Below are 23,626 nucleotides of genomic sequence, written 5' to 3' on the forward strand. Positions count from 1 at the left end.
TCCTCTTCCGTCTCGTCAGGAGTCCGTGTCGCCGAGCGCCATGGAGATGAGCGCGTCGGCGTCCATGGAGTCGATCTGTCCTTCGGTACGGCGTGCGGTCGGCGCACCCCGTCCGGCGAGCTGGAGCAGGCGCTCAAGGAGGCCGCTGTCGCGCAGGGTGTCCAGGGAGATCGCCGCGATGGCCTCCCTGAGGGCGTGGTCCTCGTCCGGGCCGAGCTCCCGCAGCAGGTGGGCGGCGAGCGCCTGTGGGCTGGGATGGTCGAAGACGAGGCTGGCGGGCAGCTGCAGCCCGGTCAGCGTGACCAGCCGGTTGCGCAGCTCCACGGCGGTGAGCGAGTCGAAGCCGAGCTGCTTGAAGTCCCGATCCGCCCGGATGCCGTCACCCGCGCGATGGCCGAGCACGGCTGCCGTCTCGGCCAGCACCATCGAGACCACACCCTGCTCACGGCCCGCCTGAGGCAACCGGGCCACACGCTGGGCGAATCCCTCCCTGGCCACCGCCGCGACCCGGCGCGTGGTGATCGGGACCAGGCCTCGGAGCACCGTAGGCAGGGTCCCGCTCTCCGCCCTGGCCCGGAGGGCGGCCATGTCCAGACGTGCGGCGACGACCGTGGCCTCGCCCGACGCCAGCGCCTGGTCGAACAGGGCCAGCCCTCGGGACGTCGACAGCGGCCGGACACCCGATACGGCGATGCGACGCTGGTCGACACCGGCCGTCAGCTCGCTGGTCTCCTCCCACAGGCCCCAGGCGATCGACGTGGCGGGCAGCCCGGCGGCCCGACGATGCTCGGCCAACGCGTCCACGAAGCCGTTCGCCGCCGCGTAGTTGCCCTGGCCTGCCGCACCAAAGGCGCTGGCCGCCGAAGAGAACAACACGAACGCCCGCACATCGGCACCGGCCAGCTCGTGCAGATGCATCGCCACGTCGACCTTCGACCGCAACACCTCCTCAAAGCGCCCCGGCGTCAGCGACTCCACCAAGCCGTCATCCAGCACCCCGGCGGCATGCACCACCGCCGATACCGGATATGTCCGGAACAGCTCTGCCACGGCCGTGCGGTCCGCCAGATCGGCCGCCACCACCTCCACACCCGGCACCTCGGCCGCCAGCTCCCTCGCCCCCGGCGCGTCCAGGCCACGACGACTCACCAGCACCAAACGCGACACCCCACGCCCGGCCAGATGCCGGGCCACCAACGCGCCCAACGTCCCCGTGCCGCCCGTGATCAGTACGCAATCCCCCAGATCCACCTCCGCCGACTCAGCGTGCATCCGCTCCACACGCTGCACATACGCCGTCCCGTCGACGACACGAACCACCGGCTCGTCCAGCCCCGCCACCCGCTCGACATCGCCCAGATCCTCCGCCTCGACGACCTGGAACCGGCCCGGATGCTCCGACGACGCCGACCGCACCAAGCCCCCGACCGCACCCGCCACCACATCACCCGGCCGCACCACCAGCACCAACCTCGCGCCGGCGAAACGCTCCTCCCCCAGCCAGCGCTGCAACAACGCCAGCACCTCGCCCAGCACCTCACGCACATCACCAGAGCCCACCCGCACCACCATCGCAGCAGCGGACACCGGACCCTCGAAGTCCAGACCCTCCACGCACGACACCGCCTCCACAGGCCCGGCCTCCACCCACACCGGCCGATACAGATCACCCCCCTCAACCACCACCATCGGACGCACCACCAGCGCATCCACCGACAACACCGGCACCCCTGCCACATCCGTCACCAACACCGCGAACGTGTCCTCACCCACCCGCGACACCCGAACCCGCACCCCCGAAGCCCCAGACGCGTACAACCGCACCCCACTCCACGAGAACGGCAGCCGAGGCGAGTCCGCGTCGGAGATCAGAGTGGTCGCATGCAGCGCGGCGTCGAGCAGTGCGGGATGAATACCGAACCCGTCGACCGGCAAGGCGCACTCGACCTCGGCGAACACCTCGTCCCCGGACCACCAGGCCGCCCGGACCCCGCGGAACGCCGATCCGTACTCCTGCCCGGACGCGGCCAGCCGCTCGTACAGTGCGGTGACGTCAGCGGCCTCGCCGGCAGGCGGCCAGGCGAGCAGGTCGTTCGATGTCGTGGGGCCATCGGGCGAGACGGTGGCGCTGGCGTGCAGCACCCATTCGCCGCTCTCGCCACGCGCGTGCACCGACACCTGCCGCCGCCCGGCCTCGTCGCCGCCGTCGACCGACACCTGGACCTGTACGGATGCCTCGCCCAGCACCAACGGGGCGACCAGGGTGAGTTCCTCCACGACACCGTCACCAGCGCGCAGCACCCACTCGACGAACACCGAACCCGGCACCACCACCACACCTCGCACACGGTGATCAGCCAGCCACGGATACGACGACGCCGACACCCGTCCCGTGAACACGAACCCACCCGTAGCCACCAACGGCACCGCCGCACCCAACATCGCGTGCCCAGCTGGCTCCAACCCCGCCGACGCCACGTCAGCCACCGAACCCACCCCGTCATCCAGCCAGAACCGCTCCCGCTGGAAGGGATACGTGGGCAGGTCGACACGATGGCCGTCCATGAGCGTGGCCCAGTCGACCGAAGCACCGTGCGCGTGCGCCTCGGCGATCGAGGCGACCAGCCGATCGAGACCGCCTTCCCCGCGTCGCAACGTACCGAGCGGCACCAGCACCGGATGCGGGCTGCACTCGACCAACACCCTGCCCGCCAGGGCGTCGACGGCCTGGTCGAAACGCACCGGCCGACGCAGGTTGGCGTACCAGTAGGCGGCGTCCAGGCGCTCCTCGTAACGACCGGTGACGGTGGAGAAGAACGGGACCTGCGGCGCCAGCGGCTCCACCGCGTCCAGGACGTCCAGCAGCTCCTCGCGCAGCACCTCCACCTGCCCGGAGTGGGAGGCGTAGTCCACCGGCACCCGGCGGGCGCTCGTCCAGTGCTCCAGGACCTCCTGCAACGCCCCGGGCTCGCCGGACACCACGGTCGAGGCCGCACTGTTGACCACCGCCACCGACACACCGTCCAGCCCGGCCGCCTCGACCTCCGCCACCGAAGCGGGCACCCACACCATCCCGCCCCGACCCGCCAGCGACCGGCCGATCGCCTGACTGCGCAACACGACCACCCGGGCCGCATCCCGCAGGCTCAACGCCCCCGCGACACACGCAGCCGCGATCTCCCCCTGCGAATGCCCCACCACAGCCACAGGCTCAACACCATGCGCACGCCACACCGCCGCGAGCGACACCATCACCGCGAACAACACAGGCTGCACCACATCAACCCGCTCCAGCGCCCCGGCATCGCCCAAGACGCCGAACAGGTCCCAGTCGGCGAACTCGCCCAGCGCCCGCGCACACTCATCCATCCGCGCCGCGAACACCGGCGACGACTCCAGCAACTCCACCGCCATACCCGCCCACTGCGACCCCTGACCAGGGAAAACGAACACCACACCCCCGTCGGACGCACGCACCGGGACCACGTCCGCCAGCCCCTCGACCAGCTCCTCCCGGCTACGACCGACCACCACAGCCCGGTACTCCAAAACCGAACGCGTCATCGCCAGCGACCACCCCACATCGCCGGGCGACATATCCGGATCGGCCACCACACCCGCCAAACGCGCCGCCTGCTCCTCCACCGCAGCCGCACTCCGCGCCGAGACCGGCAACACCACCAGCCCACCGCCACCGCCACCCCGGACGACAGCCGCCGAAACCTCAGGCGCCTCCTCCAACACCACATGGGCGTTCGTCCCGCTCACCCCGAACGACGACACCCCGGCCCGCCGAACCCGCCCCACCTCAGGCCACTCCACCGCCGACGTCAGCAACGACACCGCACCCGCCGACCAGTCCACCCGCGACGTCGGCTCTCCCACGTGCAACGACCTCGGCAACACTCCGCGCCGCATGGCCTCGATCATCTTGATGACCCCGCCGACCCCGGCAGCGGCCTGCGTGTGCCCCAGATTCGACTTCAACGACCCCAGATAAACCGGCCGCTCCCGATCCTGCCCATACGTCGCCAAAACCGCCTGCGCCTCGATCGGATCACCCAACGCCGTCCCCGTCCCATGCGCCTCCACCACATCCACATCCGCGAACACCAACCCCGCATCCGCCAAAGCCGCACGAATCACCCGCTGCTGCGCCGGACCAGACGGAGCCGTCAAACCATTCGACGCCCCGTCCTGATTCACCGCCGACCCCCGCACCACCGCCAGCACCCGATGCCCAAGACGCCGAGCATCCGACAACCGCTCGAGCACGACCACGCCGACGCCCTCGCCCCACGCCGTACCGTCGGCGTCGTCGCTGAACGACTTGCACCGCCCGTCGGGCGCCAGTGCCCCTTGCCTGCTGTACTCGATGAACGACACGGGAGACGACATCACGGTCACCCCACCGGCCAGCGCCAGCGAGCACTCGCCCCGGCGCAGCGACTGCATGGCCAGATGCATGGCCACCAGCGACGCCGAGCACGCCGTGTCCACGGTCAGGGCGGGGCCCTCCAGGCCGAAGGTGTAGGCGATGCGACCCGAGGTGATGCTGCCCGTGCTGCCGTTGCCGAGGAAGCCCTCCACCTCCTTGGGCACGTGCCTGATCCGGCTGGCGTAGTCCCCGGCCATGACACCCGCGAACACGCCGGTACGGCTGCCGCGCAGCGACGCGGGGTCGATCCCGGCCCGCTCGAACGCCTCCCACGACGTCTCCAGCAGCAGCCGCTGCTGCGGGTCCATCGCCAGCGCCTCGCGGGGCGAGATGCCGAAGAAGTCGGCGTCGAACAGGGCGGCCTCGCGCAGGAAGCCGCCGCGCCTGGCGTAGCTGTGCCCGTGGCTCGCGGGGTCGTCGTCGAACAGCTTCGACAGGTCCCAGCCCCGGTCGGCGGGGAAGTCGCCGATGGCGTCCCTGCCTTCGGCGACCAGCCGCCACAACGCCTCGGGCGAGTCGACGCCGCCGGGGTAGCGGCAGGCCGTGCCCACGATGACGATCGGGTCGTCGTCCGGCGTCGTCCCGGGTGCGGCCTGGCCGTCCGGCGGGGGCGTGGTGTCGCCGGACAGTTCGGCCTGGACGCGCTCGGCCAGTGCCGTCGCCGTCGGGTGGTCGAAGACGAGCGTCGCGGGCAGCTTGAGGCCGAACGCGGTGTTGATCCGGTTGCGCAGTTCCACCGCGGTGAGCGAGTCGAAGCCCAGGTCCTGGAAGGCGCGCCCGGCGTCCACCGAGCGCGCGTCCTGGTGGCCGAGCACCTCGGCGACGGCCTGCCGTACCAGGTCGAGCACGCCTTCGCGGCCGGGTCGCGCCGGGCCGGGGCGTGCGGCGGAGGCACGGCGGAGCGGGACGCGGACGAGGGCGCGCAGCAGCGGCGGCACATCGACCGTGCCCGGGGAGCTCGCAGCCAGTGAGGCGGCGACGTAGCACGCGGACGAACCGCCGGCTCCGGCGTCGAGCATGGCCAGCGCGTCCGGTGTGTCCAGCCTGGCCAGGCCCGAGCGGCCGAGCCTGGCGCGGTCGGCGGCGCTCAGCGTGCCCGTCATGGCGCTCGCCTCGGCCCACATGCCCCAGGCGAGCGAGGTGGCGACCAGCCCTTCGGCACGGCGGGCACGGGCGAGTGCGTCGAGTGCGGCGTTGGCCGCGGCGTAGTTGCCCTGGCCCGCCGTACCGAGGACGCCCGCTGCCGAGGAGAACAGGACGAAGGCCGTCAGGTCGCGGTCGCGCGTGAGTTCGTCCAGGATGCGGGCGCCGGTGACCTTCGGGGCCATGACCCGCTCCAGGCGCTCGGGGGTGAGCGACTCGACGATGCCGTCGTCGAGCACCCCGGCGGCGTGCACGACGGCGGTGACCGGGTGCTCGCGCAGCAGCCGGGCCACGGCCTCGCGGTCGGTCACGTCGCAGGCGACCACCGCGATGTCGGCGTCCAGGCCGGCGATGCCGTCTGGTGCCTGCCCGCGGCGACCGGCCAGGACGAGCCTGCGCACGCCGTGCTTGGTGACCAGGTGCCTGGCGACCAGGCCGCCCAGGGTGCCGCCGCCGCCGGTGACGAGCACGCAGTCGCCGGGCGACCACACCGGCGCGCCGCCCGTGGCGGGGGTGAGGCGGGGCAGCAGGACGCGGCCTTCGGCGATCACCACCTCGGGTTCGTCCAGGGCCAGGATCCGGGCGCGCTCCTGCGGTGAGAGCAGGCCGGTCCCGGTGTCGGCCAGGACGAACCTGCCGGGGTGCTCGTTCTGCGCCGATCTGACCAGCCCGGCCGCGGCGGCGTGTGTCACGTCGTGTGCCGCGTTCGTGGTGACGACGACCAGCGGGCCGTCGCCGGGCCCGGCGAGATGCCTGCGCAGGGCGTCCAGCACCTGGGCGGCGTCGACGACGACCAGGACCTCGGCCGCCGCGTCCGACGGCCGTTCGACGGCCGGGGCGGGGACGTGCTCGACGGTGAACAGGCGTACGGGAGCGTCGAGGCCGCCCGCGACCGGCCGCATGCGCACCGGCCCCGCCGTCAGGACCGGCTGCCCCTCCCCGTCGGCGAGGCTGACCGCGAAGCCGTCGCCCGAGGTCGTCAGCCTGGCCCTGAGCACGGTCGCGCCACCGGCGTGCACGCGCACGCGCTGCCAGGAGAAGGGCAGTCTGGCCGGTCCGGTGTGACCGAGTACGAGCGGCTGCAGTGCGGTGTCCAGCAGCGCCGGATGCAGGACGAAGCCGTCGGCGTTCACACCGTCGGGCAGGACGACCTCGGCGAACCACTCCTCCTCGCGCCGCCAGGCCGCGCGCAGCCCGCCGAACGCCTGACCGTAGTCGTATCCGCGTTCGACCAGCGTCGCCCGTACCTCCTCCACGTCGATCGGCGTCGCGTCGGCCGGGGGCCAGGGCATCGGCTCGGGGGCCTGCGGCGGTGCCGTACCGAGGGTGCCTGTGGCGTGGCGGGTCCACGGGGTGCCGGCCGAGGGGCGGGAGTGCACGGTGAAGGGGCGCTCGCCTGAGTCGTCCGCCGTACCGACGTGCACCTGGATCTCGGCCGACGCCGTGCCGTGGAAGGCCAGCGGCGTCTCCAGTGTGAGCTCGGTGACCAGCGTGGCGCCCACCTCGTCGGCGGCGCGTACGGCCAGCTCGACGAACGCGGTGCCGGGCAGCAGGACCGTGCCCTTGACCTGGTGGTCGGCCAGCCATGGCCGGGTCGCGGCCGACAGGCTGCCGGTGAGCACGACGCCGCCGGAGTCGGCGAGCCTGGTCACCCCGTTCACCAGCCCTTGGGTGCCGTCGAACCAGAAGCGCCGCCGCCGGAAGGCGTAGGTCGGCAGGTCGACGCGCCCGGCCCCGGGATACAGGGCGCTCCAGCCGGGCGAGACGCCGTGCGTGTGCAGGGTCGCCAGCGCGCTCAGCAGCGTCGGCGCCTCCGGCCTGTCCCTGCGGCAGACCGACACCGAGACCGGCGCGTCGACCAGGGACGACAGGACGGTGTCCGGCCCCAGCTCCAGGAAGGCGCGCACGCCGTCGGCCGCGAGATGACGCACGGCGTCGTGGAAGCGCACGGGCTCACGCACCTGGCGGACCCAGTAGTCGGGTGAGCACAGCTCGGCCGCCGAGGCGGGTGCGCCGGTCAGGGTGGAGACGATGGGCAGTTCGGGCGCCCTGAAGTCCAGCCCGGCCAGCACCTCGCGGAAGTCGGCCAGCATCGGGTCCATCCGATGGGAGTGGAAGGCGTGGCTGGCCCGGACGCGCCGGGTCTTGACCGATCGGGCGGTGAGCGCGGCGACGACCTCGGCGACCGCGTCCTCGTCGCCGGAGATCGTCACGGCGTCGGGACCGTTGCGTGCGGCCAGGCCGACGCCGTCCCCGAGCAGCGGGAGCACGACGTCGGGACCGGCCTGGACGGCGACCATCGAACCGCCGGACGGCAGGGCCTGGATCAGCCGTCCTCTCGCGGCCACGAGTGCGGCGGCGTCGCCGAGCGACAGCACGCCCGCCACGTGGGCGGCGGCCAGTTCGCCGATCGAGTGGCCGACCAGATGGGCCGGCCGCAGCCCCCACGACTCCAGCAGCCGGAACAGCGCCACCTCGACCGCGAACAGCGCCGGTTGGGTGTAGCCGGTCAGGTCGAGCGCGCCGGAGTCGTCGGCGATCACCTCGCGCAGCGGGCGGTCCAGGTGCGCGTCCAGTTCGGCGGCCACGGCGTCGAACGCCGCCGCGTAGGCGGGGAACGCCTCGGCCAGCTCGCCGCCCATGCCGACGCGCTGCGCCCCCTGGCCTGGGAAGAGCACGGCGAACCCGCCCGTGTGCGCCCCGGTCGTGCCGCTGACCAGATCGGGAGCCTGCTCGCCCCGCGCCAGCGCGTCGAGCCCGCGCAGCAGGCCCTGCCGGTCGCCGGCCAGGACGGCGGCGCGGTCGGGCAGCCCGGATCGCGCCGTGCCCAGCGATCTGGCCAGTGCCGTGAGGGACATCCCGGGGTCGTCGGCGACGAAGCCGCGCAGCCGGGCGGCCTGCGCGCGCAGCCCGTCCTGACCTCGGGCGGACAACGGCACCAGCACGGGCACGGGCGCGTCCTCGTCCGCGGCGGCGGCCTGTGGGGAGTCGTCGGGGACGTGTTCGATGATCACGTGCGCGTTGGTGCCGCTGACGCCGAACGCCGACGTACCGGCGCGGCGCGGGTGGCCGGTCTCGGGCCAGGGCCGCTGCTCGGTCAGCAGTTCGACCGCCCCGCTTCTCCAGTCGACGTGCGGCGTCGGCTCTTCGACGTGCAGGGTCTTCGGCAGCACACCGCGCCGCATGGCCTCGACCATCTTGATGATCCCGCCGACCCCGGCAGCCGCCTGGGCGTGGCCGAGGTTGGACTTCAGCGACCCCAGGTACAGCGGGCGCTCCCGGTCCTGCCCGTAGGTGGCGAGCAGCGCCTCCGCCTCGATCGGGTCGCCCAGCGTCGTGCCCGTGCCGTGCGCCTCGACCGCGTCCACGTCCGCGACCGACAGCCCGGCGTCGGCCAGCGCGTCCCGGATCACCCGCTGCTGCGCGGGCCCGTTGGGCGCGGTCAGCCCGTTGGAGGCGCCGTCCTGGTTGATCGCCGAGCCTCTGACGATCGCCAGCACGGGATGGCCGTTGCGGCGCGCGTCCGACAGCCGTTCGAGGACCAGCATGCCCGCGCCCTCCGCCCACGCGGTGCCCGACGCCGATGCCGAGAACGAGCGGCAGCGCCCGTCGGCGGCCAGCCCCCGCTGACGGCTGAACTCCACGAACACCCCCGGCGACGACAGCACCGCGACCCCACCGGCCAGCGCCAGCTCGCACTCGCCCCGGCGCAGCGACTGGGCGGCCAGATGCAGCGCCACCAGCGACGAGGAGCACGCCGTGTCCACGGTCAGCGCGGGACCTTCGAGGCCGAGCTGGTAGGCGACCCGGCCGGAGATCACCGCGTCGTGCCCACCGGTCAGGAAGTGCCCCTCCAGCCCCGGCGGCGTCTCGTGCAGCCGTGGCCCGTAGTCCTGGCCGCTGGCCCCGACGAACACACCGGTACGGCTGCCGCGCAACGACACCGGGTCCAGCCCGGCCCGCTCGAACGCCTCCCACGACGTCTCCAGCACGATCCGCTGCTGCGGGTCCATCGCCGTGGCCTCGCGGGGCGAGATGCGGAAGAACGCGGCGTCGAACTCGGCCGCCCCCTCCAGGAAGCCGCCGTGCCTGGTGTAGGAGGTGCCGGGGTGCTCGGGGTCGGGATGGTAGAGCCCGCCCAGGTCCCAGCCCCGGTCGGAGGGGAACTCGCCGATCACGTCGGCCCCGGCCGCGACCAGGTTCCAGAGGTCGTCCGGCGACTCCACCCCGCCGGGGTAGCGGCAGCTCATCGCCACGATCGCGATCGGCTCGTCGGCCGGGCGCGTCACGACGGGAGCGGCCGGGGGCGTGACGCCGTAGAGGCGCTCCAGCAGGTGCGTGACGAGGGCGTCGGGGGTCGGGTGGTCGAAGATGAGGCTGCTGGGCAGCTTGATCCCGGTCGCGGCCGACAGCCGGCCCCGGATGTCCACCGCGGTCATCGAGTCGAAGCCGAGCTCCTTGAACGTGCGCCCTTCCGCCTCGCCGGTGCCGCCCACGACCGCGGCGACGGCCGCACGCACGATCTCGCGCACGGCCCTGCGCCGGTCGGCGGCGGGCACGGCGGCCACGGCGGTGGTGGGCGCCGGGGCGAGGGCTCGCCGTACCTCGGGCAGGTCGGCGAGCAGCGGGCTCGGCCTGTTGACGGTGTAGGTCGCGGCGAACCTGTCCCAGTCGACGTCGGCCACGGCCAGGAACGTCAGGTCGTCGGCCAGCGCCTCGTAGGCGATCGCCAGGGCGTCGTCCGGGCGCATGAGGTTCAGCCCGAGCCGCTGGAAGCGCGTGCCCGCCTCCCCTTCGGCCATGCCCTCGCCCGCCCAGGAGCCCCAGGCGAGCGACACGGCGTGCAGGCCACGGGAGCGCCTGCGCACGGCCAGGGCGTCGAGCATGGCGTTGGCCGCCGCGTAGGCGCCCTGGCCGCTGCCGCCCCAGACGCCCGCGGCCGACGAGATCAGAAGGAACGCGTCCAGCTCGCGGTCGAGGAGCGCGTCCAGGTTCCGCGCGCCCGCGACCTTGCCCGCCAGTACGGCACGCGTCTGCGCCGGGGTGAGCGTGTCCAGGTCTTCCAGGTGCGGGACGCCGGCCGCGTGGACGACGGTCCTGATCGGCCCGTCCGCCTCGACGGTGCCGACCAGGGCGGCGAGGGCGGCGGCGTCGGAGGCGTCGCAGGCGGCGAGGGTGACCCTGGCGCCCAGTGCGGTCAGCTCGGCCTCAAGGGCGGCGGCGCCGGGCGCGGCCGGACCCCGGCGACCGGCCAGCACGATGTGCTCGGCGCCGTCGCGGGCGAACCTGCGGGCGAAGTGGGCGCCGATCGCGCCGGTGCCGCCGGTGATCAGCACGGTGCCCTGTGGCCGCCACGAGCCGCCGCCCGCCGTACGGGGGGCGTGGACCAGGCGTCTGGCCAGGGCGCCGGACGGACGCAGGGCGACCTGGTCCTCCGAGCCGAGGGCGAGCACGGAGGCGAGCAGCGCGTAGGTGCCCACGTCGGTGTCGGCCTCGGCGGGCAGGTCGATCAGCCCGCCCCAGGCGGCGGGGCGTTCCAGCGCGGCCACCCGTCCGATGCCCCAGACGCCCGCCTGGTCGACGTCGGGCACGTCGGCCGCGACCGCTGCCCTGGTCACCGTCCACAACGGCGCGTCCGGAACGGCCCGCAGCAGGTCCAGCGTCGCCCCGAGCGGGTCCTCCCCGGCGAGCGCGACCAGCGAAAGCACCCCGGCGAACGCCGCACCACGCACGGCGTCCACCTCCTCCCGCCGTACGGCCAGCACCCGCGCGCCCCGCGCCTGCAGCGCCTCGGCGAAGGGCACGTCCGAGCCGTCGCCGACCACGAGCCACGTGCCGGACAGGCGGCGCGCGGGCTCGTCGGCGACCGGCCGCCAGCCGATGCCGTACCTGTGCCCGCCGGTGTCGGGCGCCGCCGCCTCCAGCCAGTACCTGGTGCGCTGGAAGGCGTAGGTCGGCAGGTCGACCACGCGCCCGCCGCCCCCTTGGGCCCACGACACGGCCACGCCCTGCGTCCAGGCCTCCGCCACCGAGGCGAGCAGCCGTGCCGGCCCACCCTCGCCCCTGCGCAGGGTGCCGACGACGACCGCGTCCCGCCCGGCGCGCTCGGCGCTCCCCGCGATCCAGGGCGTCAGCACGGGATGACCGCTGACCTCGACGAACGCATCGATCCCCGCGTCGAGCAGGCTCGCCGTCGCCAGGTCGAAACGCACGCTCTCGCGCAGGTTGCGATACCAGTACGCGGCGTCGAGCCCGGCGGTGTCCAGCCGCTCCCCGGTGACGGCCGAGTGGTACGGCACGGCGGACGTCCTGGGCTCGATCGGCGCGAGCAGGCCGAGCAGTTCCTCGCGGATCTCCTCCACGTGCGCGGAGTGCGAGGCGTAGTCCACGGGGATGACCTTGGCACCCGACGCGGCCACGAACTCGCCGAGCGCGTCGGCGTCGCCGGAGACCACGGTGGCGCCGGGCCCGTTGACGGCGGCGACGCCCAGCCTGCCGCCCCAGGGCGCCAGGAGCGGTGCGACCTCGTCGGCGGGCAGGGCGAGCGACACCATGCCGCCGCGCCCGGCCAGGGATCGCGCGATCGCCTGACTGCGCAGGACGACCACCCGGGCCGCGTCCCGCAGGCTCAGCGCGCCCGCGACGCACGCGGCGGCGATCTCGCCCTGCGAGTGCCCGACCACGGCGGCGGGCCGTACCCCGTAGGAGCGCCAGACCTCGGCCAGCGACACCATCACCGCGAACAGCGCGGGCTGCACCACGTCGGCGCGCTCCAGCGCCTCGGCGTCGCCGAGCACGTCGAACAGGTTCCAGTCGGTGTGCTCGGCCAGCGCCCGCGCGCACTCGGTCATGCGGGCGGCGAACACCGGCGAGGACTCCAGCAGGTCCAGAGCCATGCCCGTCCACTGCGAGCCCTGGCCGGGGAAGACGAACGCCACCCGCCGCTCGGTCCCGCCTTCGCCGCGCACCGGCTCGGCCCCGGCGAGCAGTTCGGCACGGTCGCGGCCGAGCACGACCGCCCGATGCGGGAGGTTCGCGCGCGCGGTGGCCAGCGTGTGCGCGACGTCCAGCACGTCCAGGCCGGGATCGGCGCCGGCGAAGGCGCGCAACCGCGCGAGCTGGGCCTCCAGCGCGGCGGGCGTGCGGGCCGACACCACCCACGGCACGACCGGGGGCGGCTCGGCCGGGCTCGCGGGCAGCGGCTCCCCCTCCTCCAGGACCACGTGCGCGTTGGTGCCGCTCACCCCGAACGACGACACCGCCGCCCGGCGCGCCCTGCCTGTCTCGGGCCATTCCACCTGCGACGTCAGCAGCGACACCGCACCGGCCGACCAGTCGACGTGCGAGGTCGGCTCGCTCACGTGCAACGACCTCGGCAGCACGCCGTGGCCGAGCGCGAGCACCATCTTGATGACGCCGCCGACCCCGGCTGCCGCCTGCGCATGGCCGATGTTCGACTTCAGCGAGCCCAGGAGGAGCGGGCGCTCCCGGTCCTGGCCGTAGGTCGCCAGGAGGGCCTGGGCCTCGATCGGGTCGCCGAGCGCCGTGCCCGTGCCGTGCGCCTCGACCGCGTCCACGTCGGCGAACGCCAGTCCCGCGTCCGCCAGGGCCGCGCGGATCACCCGCTGCTGCGCCGGGCCTGACGGAGCCGTCATCCCGTTCGACGCGCCGTCCTGGTTGACCGCCGTCCCCCGTACCACCGCCAGCACCCGATGCCCGAGACGCCGGGCGTCCGACAGGCGCTCCAGCAGCAGCACGCCGACGCCCTCGCCCCACGCCGTGCCGTCGGCGTCGTCGCTGAAGGAGCGGCAGCGCCCGTCGGGCGAGAGGCCGCGCTGCCTGCTGAACTCGACGAACAGCGAAGGCGACGACATCACACTCACCCCACCGGCCAGCGCCAGACCGCACTCGCCCCGGCGCAGCGACTGGACGGCCAGGTGGAGGGCCACCAGCGACGAGGAGCACGCCGTGTCGACGGTCAGCGCCGGGCCTTCGAGACCGAGCGTGTAGGCGATGCGACCCGAGGCGACGCTGGCGGCGTTCCCGCTGGCCAGATAGCCTTCGACCTCGCCCGCCCGGTCCGTCCGCCAGGTGCCGTACCCGCCGTTCATCACACCGGCGAACACGCCCGTCTGGCTGCCGCGCACCGAGTCGGGCGCGATGCCCGCGTGCTCGAACGCCTCCCACGCGCTCTCCAGCAGCAGCCGCTGCTGCGGGTCCATCGCGGTGGCCTCGCGTGCCGAGATGCCGAAGAAGGCGGCGTCGAACTCGGCCGCCCCCTCCAGGAAGCCGCCGTGCCTGGCGTAGCTGCGCCCGACGCGGTCGGGGTCGTCGTCGAACAGGTTCGCCAGGTCCCAGCCGCGATCGGCGGGGAACGCGCCGATCGCGTCCCCGCCGCCTGCCACCAGCCGCCACAGGTCGCCCGGCGAGGCGACCCCGCCGGGGTAGCGGCAGCTCATCCCGATGATCGCGATCGGTTCGTCCGTCCTCGGCCCGGCGGCGGCAGGCGAGTTCCTCGTGACCGCGCCCTCCAGTTCGGCCACGAGGAACTCGGCCACCGCCGCCGGGGTCGGGTGGTCGAACACGAGCGTCGCCGGGAGTCGCAGCCCGAAGCGCGCGCCGAGCCGGTTGCGCAGCTCGACCGAGGTGAGCGAGTCGAACCCCATCTCGCCGAAGGCCCGCTCCGCCCGCACCGCCGCGCCCGAACCGTGGCCCAGCACGCCCGCGACCTGCTCGCGTACGGCACGCAGCACCACGCCCAGCCGCTCCTCCCTGCTCAGCGCCGCGTCCGGCCGTATGTTCGCCGCCTCGGCTCGCCTGGCCGTGGTGCGGACGAGGCCGCGCATCATGGCGGGCAGCGAGCCGCCCGCCGCCCTCGACCGCAGCGCCGTGTGGTCGAGCCTGAGCGCCACGGTCGTGCTCGCGCCTTCGCGCAGGGAGGCGTCGAACAGCTCCAGCGCGTCCGCCGTGGCCAGCGGGGTGATCCCGGAGCGTGCCAGTCTGGCCAGGTCGGCGCCGGTGAGGTCGCCGGTCAGCTCGCTCGTCTCGGCCCACAGGCCCCAGGCGATCGACGTCGCGGGCAGACCGGCCGCACGCCGGGCGGCGGCGAGGGCGTCGAGCGCGCTGTTGGCCGCCGCGTAGTTGCCCTGGCCTGCCGTACCCAGGGTGCCCGCGATCGACGAGAACAGGACGAACGCCGTCAGCTCACGGTCGCGTGTCAGCTCGTCCAGGACGAGCGCCGCACCGGCCTTGGCCGCGTGCACGGCGGCCAGCCGCGCGGGCGTCAGCGATCCCAGCATGCCGTCGTCCAGGACGGCGGCGGCGTGCACGACGGCGGTGACCGGGTGCTCGCGCAGCACACGGGCGACGGCGTCGCGGTCGGTCACGTCGCAGGCGAGCACGCTCACCTCGGCGTCCAGCTCGGCGAGCAGTGCGCTCGCGCCGGGCGCGTCCGGCCCGCGCCTGCTCAGCAGCACCAGGCGGCCTACGCCGTGCGCGACCACCAGGTGGCGGGCCACGGCTATGCCGACCGTGCCGGTGCCGCCGGTGATCAGCACGCAGTCGTCGCCCGTCCAGGGCAGCACGCCGCCGGCCGGCTCGACGGCACGCAGGCGTGGCGCCGAGACCGTCGTGCCCGACACCGACAGCTCCGGCTCGCCCGCCGCCAGCAGCCCGGCGGCGAGCGCGGGCACCCGCTCGGGCGCGTCGGCGTCCACGAGCACGAACCGCCCAGGGTGTTCGGACATCGCCGTGCGGACCAGCCCGCGCACAGCGGCCTGCTCCTGATCGGTCTCCGCCGCGCGTGTCACCACCACCAGCCGCGACCCGGCCGCGCGCTCGTCGCCCAGCCAGGCCTGCAGCACGCCGAGCACGTGTACGGCGTCCGTCGCCGCGAGCACCACCGCGTCCGGGTAGGCGGCCGTCGGGTCGAGCTCGCCGAAGGCCGCGACCGACACCGGCTCCACCGCCTCGGGCAGCGTGACCTGCACCTGCCCGACCGTGAGCAGCGTGCCCTCATGCCGTACGGCCGCGCCGTCGGCGACCGGCCGCAGCGCCAGCGCCCCGGCGCTGAGAACGGGATTGCCCGCCCGGTCCGCCACCTGTACGGCCAGCCCGTCGGCGGCGGGCGACAGGCGCACGCGCAGCTCGGTCGCGCCGGTGCGGTGCAGGCGGACGTCCCGCCAGGAGAAGGGCAGCACGACCCCGCCCTCCTCGCCGAGCAGCACGGCATGCAGGGCAGCGTCGAGCAACGCGGGATGAAGGCCGAACCCGTCGACCGTGAGCTCACACCCGACCTCGGCGAACAGCTCGTCGCCGCGCCGCCACACCCGGCGCAGGCCCCTGAACAGCGGCCCGTAGTCGTAGCCCCTGGCGCTCAGCAGGTCGTAGGCGTCGTCGATCGCGACCGGGGACGCGGCCGGAGGCCACTGCGTGAGCCCGGCGGCCGATTCGACCGGTTCGGGGGCCAGTACGCCGGTGGCGTGCCGTGTCCAGTCCGCCTCGTCCGGAGCCTGCTCGCCGAGCGAGTGCACCGCGACGCGACGCCGTCCCGATTCGTCCGGCCCCTCCAGCGTGACCTGGAGCCGGACCCCGCCGCCGTCGGCGGGCAGCACCAGGGGCGCCTCCAGCACCAGCTCCTCGACCAGGCCGAGCCCCGCCTGATCCCCCGCGCGCACGACCAGCTCGACGAACGCACTGCCCGGCAGCAGCGCCACACCGTTCACCGCGTGATCGGCGAGCCACGGCTGCGCGGCCAGGGAGATCCTTGAGGTGAACAGGAACCCGCCGGACTCCGGCAGGGCGACCACGGCCCCCAGCAGCGGATGCTCGGCCGCGAGCAGCCCCAGCCCGGCCGCGTCCAGCACGACGGGAGCCTGCTCGTCCCACCAGAAGCGCTCGTGCTGGAAGGCGTAGGTGGGCAGGTCGACACGGCTGCCGTGGATGAGCGTGGCCCAGTCGACCGAGGCGCCGTGCGCGTGTGCCTCGGCGATCGAGGCGACCAGCCGGTCGAGGCCGCCTTCGCCGCGTCGCAGGGTGCCGAGCGGCACCAGCACCGGATGCGGGCTGCACTCGACGAACACCTTGCCCGCCAGGGCGTCGACGGCCTGGTCGAAACGTACGGGGTTGCGGAGGTTGGCGTACCAGTAGGCGGCGTCCAGGCGCTCCTCGTAACGACCGGTGACGGTGGAGAAGAACGGGACCTGCGGCGCCAGCGGCTCCACCGCGTCCAGGACGTCCAGCAGCTCCTCGCGCAGCACCTCCACCTGCCCGGAGTGGGAGGCGTAGTCCACCGGCACCCGGCGGGCGCTCGTCCAGTGCTCCAGGACCTCCTGCAACGCCCCGGGCTCGCCGGACACCACGGTCGAGGCCGCACTGTTGACCACCGCCACCGACACACCGTCCAGCCCGGCCGCCTCGACCTCCGCCACCGAAGCGGGCACCCACACCATCCCGCCCCGACCCGCCAGCGACCGGCCGATCGCCTGACTGCGCAACACGACCACCCGGGCCGCATCCCGCAGGCTCAACGCCCCCGCGACACACGCAGCCGCGATCTCCCCCTGCGAATGCCCCACCACAGCCACAGGCTCAACACCATGCGCACGCCACACCGCCGCGAGCGACACCATCACCGCGAACAACACAGGCTGCACCACATCAACCCGCTCCAGCGCCCCGGCATCGCCCAAGACGCCGAACAGGTCCCAGTCGGCGAACTCGCCCAGCGCCTGCGCACATTCCGTCATGCGTGCGGCGAACACGGGCGACGACTCCAGCAACTCCACCGCCATCCCCGCCCACTGCGACCCCTGACCAGGGAAAACGAACACCACACCCCCGTCGGACGCACGCACCGCAGCAACATCCGCCAGCCCCTCGACCAGCTCCTCCCGACTACGACCGACCACCACAGCCCGGTACTCCAAAACCGAACGCGTCATCGCCAGCGACCAGCCCACATCGCCGGGCGACATATCCGGATCGGCCATCAATGCCGCCAAACGCGCCGCCTGCTCCTCCACCGCAGCCGCACTCCGCGCCGAGACCGGCAACACCACCAGCCCACCGGGCTCACGCATCGCGGAAGGCTCCTCCGCAGGCGCCTGCTCCAGCACCACATGGGCGTTCGTCCCGCTCACCCCGAACGACGACACCCCGGCCCGCCGAGCCCTGCCCACCTCGGGCCAAGCCCTCTCCGACGTCAGCAACGACACCGCACCCGCCGACCAATCCACCTGCGACGTCGGCTCATCCACATGCAACGACTGCGGCAGCACCCCATGACCAAGCGCCAGCACCATCTTGATCACACCGCCGACCCCGGCAGCCGCCTGCGTATGCCCGATGTTCGACTTCAACGACCCCAGAAAGACCGGCCGCTCCCGATCCTGCCCATACGTCGCCAAAACCGCCTGCGCCTCAATCGGATCACCCAACGCCGTCCCCGTCCCATGCGCCTCCACCACATCCACATCCGCGAACACCAACCCCGCATCCGCCAAAGCCGCACGAATCACCCGCTGCTGCGCCGGACCAGACGGAGCCGTCAAACCATTCGACGCCCCGTCCTGATTCACCGCCGACCCCCGCACCACCGCCAACACCCGATGCCCAAGACGCCGAGCATCCGACAACCGCTCCACGACCAGCACGCCGACGCCTTCGGCCAGCCCGAACCCGTCGGCCTGCTCCGCGAACGCCTTGCTCCTGCCGTCGGGGGCCAGGCCGCCCATCCGGGAGAACTCCACGAACATCCCCACGCCGGACATCACCGTGACCCCGGCCGCGAGCGCCAGCGAGCACTCCCCACGCCGTACGGCCTGCACCGCGAGGTGGAGGGCCACCAGCGACGACGAGCACGCCGTGTCCACGGTGAGCGCCGGTCCCTCGAAGCCGTACTGGTAGGACAGGCGGCCGGACATGACGCTGCCGGTGTTGCCGGTGAACACATACCCCTCGACCGCGCTGCCCTGGTCGAGGCGCGGCCCGTAGTCCATCGTCATCGCCCCGACGAACACACCGGTACGGCTGCCGCGCAGCGACGCGGGCACGATCCCGGCCCGCTCGAACGCCTCCCACGACGTCTCCAGCAGCAGCCGCTGCTGCGGGTCCATCGCCAGCGCCTCGCGGGGCGAGATGCCGAAGAAGTCGGCGTCGAACCCGTCGACACCGGTCAGGAATCCGGCCTCGCCCTGGTAGAACGTTCCCGGCGGGCGCGTGTCCGCGTCGTAGGAACCGGCCAGGTCCCAGCCCCGGCCGGTGGGGAACGGCGCGACGACGTCGGCCCCTTCGCGCACCAGCCGCCACAGGTCCTCGGGCGAGGCGACCGCACCGGGATAGCGGCACGCCATGCCGACGATCACGACGGGGTCGTCGGCGGGCGATCCGGCGGGCGACTCCTCCGCGTGCGGCTCGGCGCCGGTGAGGGTGAGGCGGACGTACTCGGCCACCTCGGCGGGCGTCGGATGGTCGAACACCATCGTGACCGGCAGCGTCAGGCCCACCGCCCTGCCGATCCTGGCGCGGATCTCCAGTGCGGTCACCGAGTCGAAGCCCAGCTCCTTGAACGGCCTGCCGGGCGCGACGGCCCCTGACGTGCCGAGCAGCGCGCCGATCTCCCCGCTCACCAGGTCGAGCAGGAAGGCCCGCTGCCCGGACTCCGGCATGGCGGCCAGCCGCGAGCGCAGCGACGACTCCTGCGGCGCGGCGGCATCGGAGGCCACCGGCAGGGGCACGACACGGGCGTCGTGCCCGGCGTACACGGCGGCCCAGTCGAGGGCGACGCCGTCGACGAACAGCTCGCCGAGCGTGCGCATGACCTGAGCCTGACCGGCCTGCCCCCGCCTCAGCGAGGCCCGCACCGAGGCGGGAAGCCCGCACGCCTCGGCGCTCTGCTCCATCGCGGCGGTGAGCACGGGATGCGGGCTGATCTCCAGCAGCACGCCCATGCCGTCGCCCAGCGCGGCGCGCACGGCCTGGTCGAAGCGGATCGTGCTGCGCAGGTTGCGGCACCAGTAGTCGGCGTCGAGCGGCACGTCGCCCGGCAGGAGCGCGCCGTGCACGGAGGAGTAGAAGGCGACCGTCGGCGCAGCCGGGCGGATCGGCGCGAGGCTGCGCCGCAGGCCGGGGGTGATGCGGTCGATGTGCGCGGAGTGCGCGGCCAGGTCGACGCCGATGGCACGCGCCCTGACGCCGTCGCGCTCGCAGGCAGCGAGCAGGGCCATGGCCGCCGTGCGGTCGCCCGAGACGATGACCGCGCCGGGGCCGTTCACGGCGGCGATCTCCAGGCGTCCCGCATAGGGGGCGAGCCTCGCCCTGACGTCCTCCTCCGGCATCGGCACCGCGATCATCGCGCCGGTGCCCGACAACGTCGCCTGGGCCCGGCTCCACAGCGCCGCCACGCGGGCGCCGTCGTCGAGGGTGAGCGCTCCGGCGACGACCGCCGCCGCGACCTCGCCCAGGCTGTGCCCCAGTACGGCCGAAGGCTCGACGCCGTACGAACGCCACAGCGCCGCCAGCGAGATCATGATCGAGAACAGCACGGGCTGCACCACGTCCGTGCGATCGAGCGAAGGGGCGCCGGGCGCCTCGCGCACCACGTCGAGCGGCGACCAGTCCACATAGGGGGCGAAGGCCGCGGCGCACTCGCGCATCCGGGCGGCGAAGACCGGCGAGGACGCCAGCAGGTCCGCCGCCATGCCCTGCCACTGCGAGCCCTGCCCGGGGAAGACGAACACGACGCCACCGGACGCGGGCCCGCCCTCGGTCAGCCCGGGAGCCGCATGCCCTTCGGCCAGGGCCCGCAGCGCCTGGAGGAACCCGGCCGGATCGGCCGCCGTGATCGCCGCCAGCACCCCGCTCCCGGCATCGCCGCCGTGGGAGGCGAGCGACCAGCCGATGTCGGCAGCGCGCCAGTCCGGCCTGCCGTCCAACTCGCCGAGCAGCGCGGCGGCACGAGCCCGCAGCGTGCCCGCGCCGTCGGCGGACAGTCCCCACGTCAGCTGGTCCGAATCATGCCCCACGGTGTCATCGCTCCTTGATCGCCTCCGGGCCGGGCGCGCACACGCCCGGCCCGGAGGATGTATCTGCTACTGGAAGGAGATGGCCGTCACTGCGCTGGCCGTCTGAGCGACGTCGGACACGGCGATGCCGCACCCGTTCGGCTCGGTGGAGCAGTCGACCGTCCCGTAGACGGAACCGTCGACGTTGTAGGCGGTGAAGGTGCGATGCACGACGATCGAACCGCCGGCATCACCGTTCGCGTCGGCCGTGAGCACCACCGCGCCCGGGGCGTCGCAGACGAAGAACCCGGTGGCAGGCTCCGCGCACTGCAGGGTGACCAGTGTGTCCCCGCCGCCGAAGCCGGTGGCCGAGACGGTGACGGTCTGGCCGTTCAGGAGCCCGGTGGACGGGGTCGCCGTCACAGTGGGTCCCGTCACGGCCTGGGCGAACGCCGCCGGCGCGGCAAGGGTGACGCCGAGCGTTACTGCCGTGATCGCGACCACTTTGTGGGCGCTCGCGATCAGCTGACGAAAATGCATTCTTTCCCTCCCTCTCGAATAGCGGATTGTTTTTCCGGATGCCATCCGCAAACAACGCTAACCAGCGGTGCGATATTCAGTCAAACAATTACGGGAGTTTCGCCGGTCATTTCGCCGGTCTCACAGACGGCGGAGTTCGGGCCAGAGAACGGGCCAGGGCTTGAGCGGCCTTTCGCACAGCCACACGGGCATTCCTTGAAAGGTGTTCGAGATGCCCAGTCGATTGTCCGCCGTCGCCACGAGGCGGACGTCGCGGAAATACCGTCGTAATTGCCGTTCGTCCCCGCCCGCGTACAGGGTGACGGTGGCTGCGGGCGCTGGCGCACCGAAATACCAGAAGCCGCGATGCGGGCTGTGCACGGCGGGCAGCCCGCGTTCGGGGCCGTACCTGCTCAGCGCGCCCGCGACCCAGTAGTGCGCCGCGACGACCGTCGCCTGCTCCCGCTTGCGGGCGGGCAGCGCCCGGTATGCCGCCGCCACCGTGTCGGCCAGCTCCGGCCAGCCGACGCTCTCGGCATTGACGACGTCCGCCGCTCCGGCCTGTCCCGCGAGCGAGGCCACCGGCCGCACCGGGAGCACGAGGAGGACCAGGGCCGCCGACAGCAGGGCGAGCGGCCAGGCCACCCACGCCAGCGGCCGCCCGCGTACCCGGTCGAGGCCTGTCGCACCGGCCGCCCACACCACGGCGAAGGCTCCGGCCACGTAGTACCCCTCGCCGAAGCTGAGGGCGAACAGCAGCGTCAGCCCGAGGAAGGTCGCCCCGGCGAAGCGGTGGGCGGGCGAGGCCAGGGTGCGCCACAGCCCGCAGACCAGCAGGACGATCCCGAGCAGTCCGGCCGATCCCAGCAGCAGGACCAGGAACCCGGCCGGGCCCTGCTCCCGTGCCAGAACCTCCGTCATCGCCAGTTGCGGCCAGCCGTTGCGCGCCTGCCACCACACCGAGGGGACGGCGGCCAGCGCGGCGACCGAGGCGCCCGCCCAGAACAGGGGGCGGCGCAGCAGCTCACGCGGCCCGAAGATCGCGATCGCCACGCCCGCCACCAGCCAGAAGAACACGATCGTGTACTTGGCCTGCAGCGCCAGCCCGGTCACCACACCGACCCACAGCAGCAACCGGTCCTCGCGCAGGCGTGCCCATCGCACCAGCAGCCAGGTGACGACGATCCACAGGAACGTGTCCACCGGCGTGGTGGCCAGCACATGGCCGCCCGCGGCGAGCACCGGCGAGCCCGCCACCGCCGCGGCGGTCAGCAGTTGCGCACGGCGCGAGCCGCCCAGCTCCCTGGCCGTCGCCGCCGCGACCAGCACCCCGGCCACCGCGCAGGCGAGCGCGGGCAGCCGCAGCACGACCAGCGATCCGGGCGCGAGCGCGTCCATCGCCCTGGCCAGCAGCGGAACGAGCGGCGGCTGGTCGGCATACCCCCAGTCCAGGTGCCCGCCCGCCGCGAGGAAGTAGAGCTCGTCCCCGAAGTAGCCGTAACGCCCGCTGGTCAGCAGCAGCGCCACGCCGAGGCAGCAGGCCACGGCGAGCACCGGCCAGGAGATCACGCGTCCGGCGGCTGCGTCCTTCCTGGCCTTGTCCACGATCCGTACCCCCGCCTCGGAAAGGTCCCGCCTGCGTATCCTTCAGCCGCGGCGCCCGGCGGCCCAGGCAGAACAAGTGGCGAAAGCGGGGAGGCGTTTCCGCCGCCGGTTCTGCCTGTTTCCGGCCTGCGGACAACCACGATCATCCAGAGAATGGAGTTTTCCTCGACGGGGGCCGTCCTGGACGACGCGTGGATCCGCCGTTACCACCATGGCCCCGACGACCTTCCGACCCTGGTGTGCTTCCCGCACGCGGGCGGTTCGGCCAGCTACTTCTTCCCGCTGTCGGCCGCGCTGAGCGCCGATGCCGAGGTGCTCGCCCTGCAGTACCCGGGCAGGCAGGACCGGCAGGGCGACCCGTGCCTGTCCAGCGTGCGGGAGCTGGCCGACGGGGCGTTCGCCGCACTCAGGCCGATCATGTCAAGGCCGCTGGCGTTCTTCGGGCACAGCATGGGCGCGGTGATCGCCTTCGAGGTGGCGTTGCGCATGGGCCGCCTGCTCGGCACCGGGCCCACGGTGCTGTTCGCCTCCAGCCGCCGCGCCCCCTCCACCCACCGCACCGAGAACGTGCACACGCGTGACGACGCCGGTCTCATCGCCGAACTGCGCAAGCTGAGCGGCACCGACGCCGGCCTGCTGAACGACCAGGACATCGTCAGGATGATCCTGCCGCCCCTGCGCGCCGACTACACCGCGATCGAGACCTACCGCCACACGCCCGGCCCCAAGCTCGACTGCCCGGTCGTCGCCCTCATCGGCGACCAGGACCCGGTGGTCGACCGCGGCGAGGCGTCGGCCTGGCGCGAGCACACCGACGGCGACTTCGCCCTGCACGTGTTCAGCGGTGGCCACTTCTATGTCAAGGCGCACCAGCGGGCCGTGGTCGACCTCGTGTGCCGGCAGCTGCGGCCATAACCAC

At 73.6% G+C, this 23,626-nt stretch carries 4 protein-coding genes; 1 reads left to right on the plus strand and 3 read right to left on the minus strand.

Going from position 1 to position 23,626, the window contains the following annotated elements; genetic code table 11:
* Positions 1 to 15 precede the first annotated feature (15 nt).
* The 3 genes from ACTWNK_RS32225 to ACTWNK_RS32235 all read right to left on the minus strand — a co-directional run bounded on the left by ACTWNK_RS32225 (position 16) and on the right by ACTWNK_RS32235 (position 22,707).
* Positions 16 to 20,604 (minus strand): SDR family NAD(P)-dependent oxidoreductase, encoded by a 20,589-nt coding sequence (locus tag ACTWNK_RS32225; protein WP_474308680.1) that lies wholly within the window; start codon positions 20,602 to 20,604, stop codon positions 16 to 18.
* A 66-nt stretch (positions 20,605 to 20,670) separates the two neighbouring features.
* Positions 20,671 to 21,123, minus strand: coding sequence for an enediyne antibiotic chromoprotein (locus tag ACTWNK_RS32230; RefSeq protein WP_474308681.1), 453 nt, complete (start codon positions 21,121 to 21,123; stop codon positions 20,671 to 20,673).
* 120 nt (positions 21,124 to 21,243) lie between these two features.
* Positions 21,244 to 22,707 (minus strand): glycosyltransferase family 39 protein, encoded by a 1,464-nt coding sequence (locus ACTWNK_RS32235; RefSeq protein ID WP_474308682.1) that lies wholly within the window; start codon positions 22,705 to 22,707, stop codon positions 21,244 to 21,246.
* A gap of 153 nt (positions 22,708 to 22,860) precedes the next feature.
* Here ACTWNK_RS32235 and ACTWNK_RS32240 point away from each other — a divergent pair, with 153 nt between their 5' ends.
* Positions 22,861 to 23,622, plus strand: a complete 762-nt coding sequence (locus ACTWNK_RS32240) for a thioesterase II family protein (RefSeq protein WP_474308683.1) — start codon at positions 22,861 to 22,863, stop codon at positions 23,620 to 23,622.
* The last annotated feature ends 4 nt before the right edge of the window (positions 23,623 to 23,626 follow it).

It is taken from the genome of Nonomuraea sp. IBHARD001 (assembly GCF_056106265.1).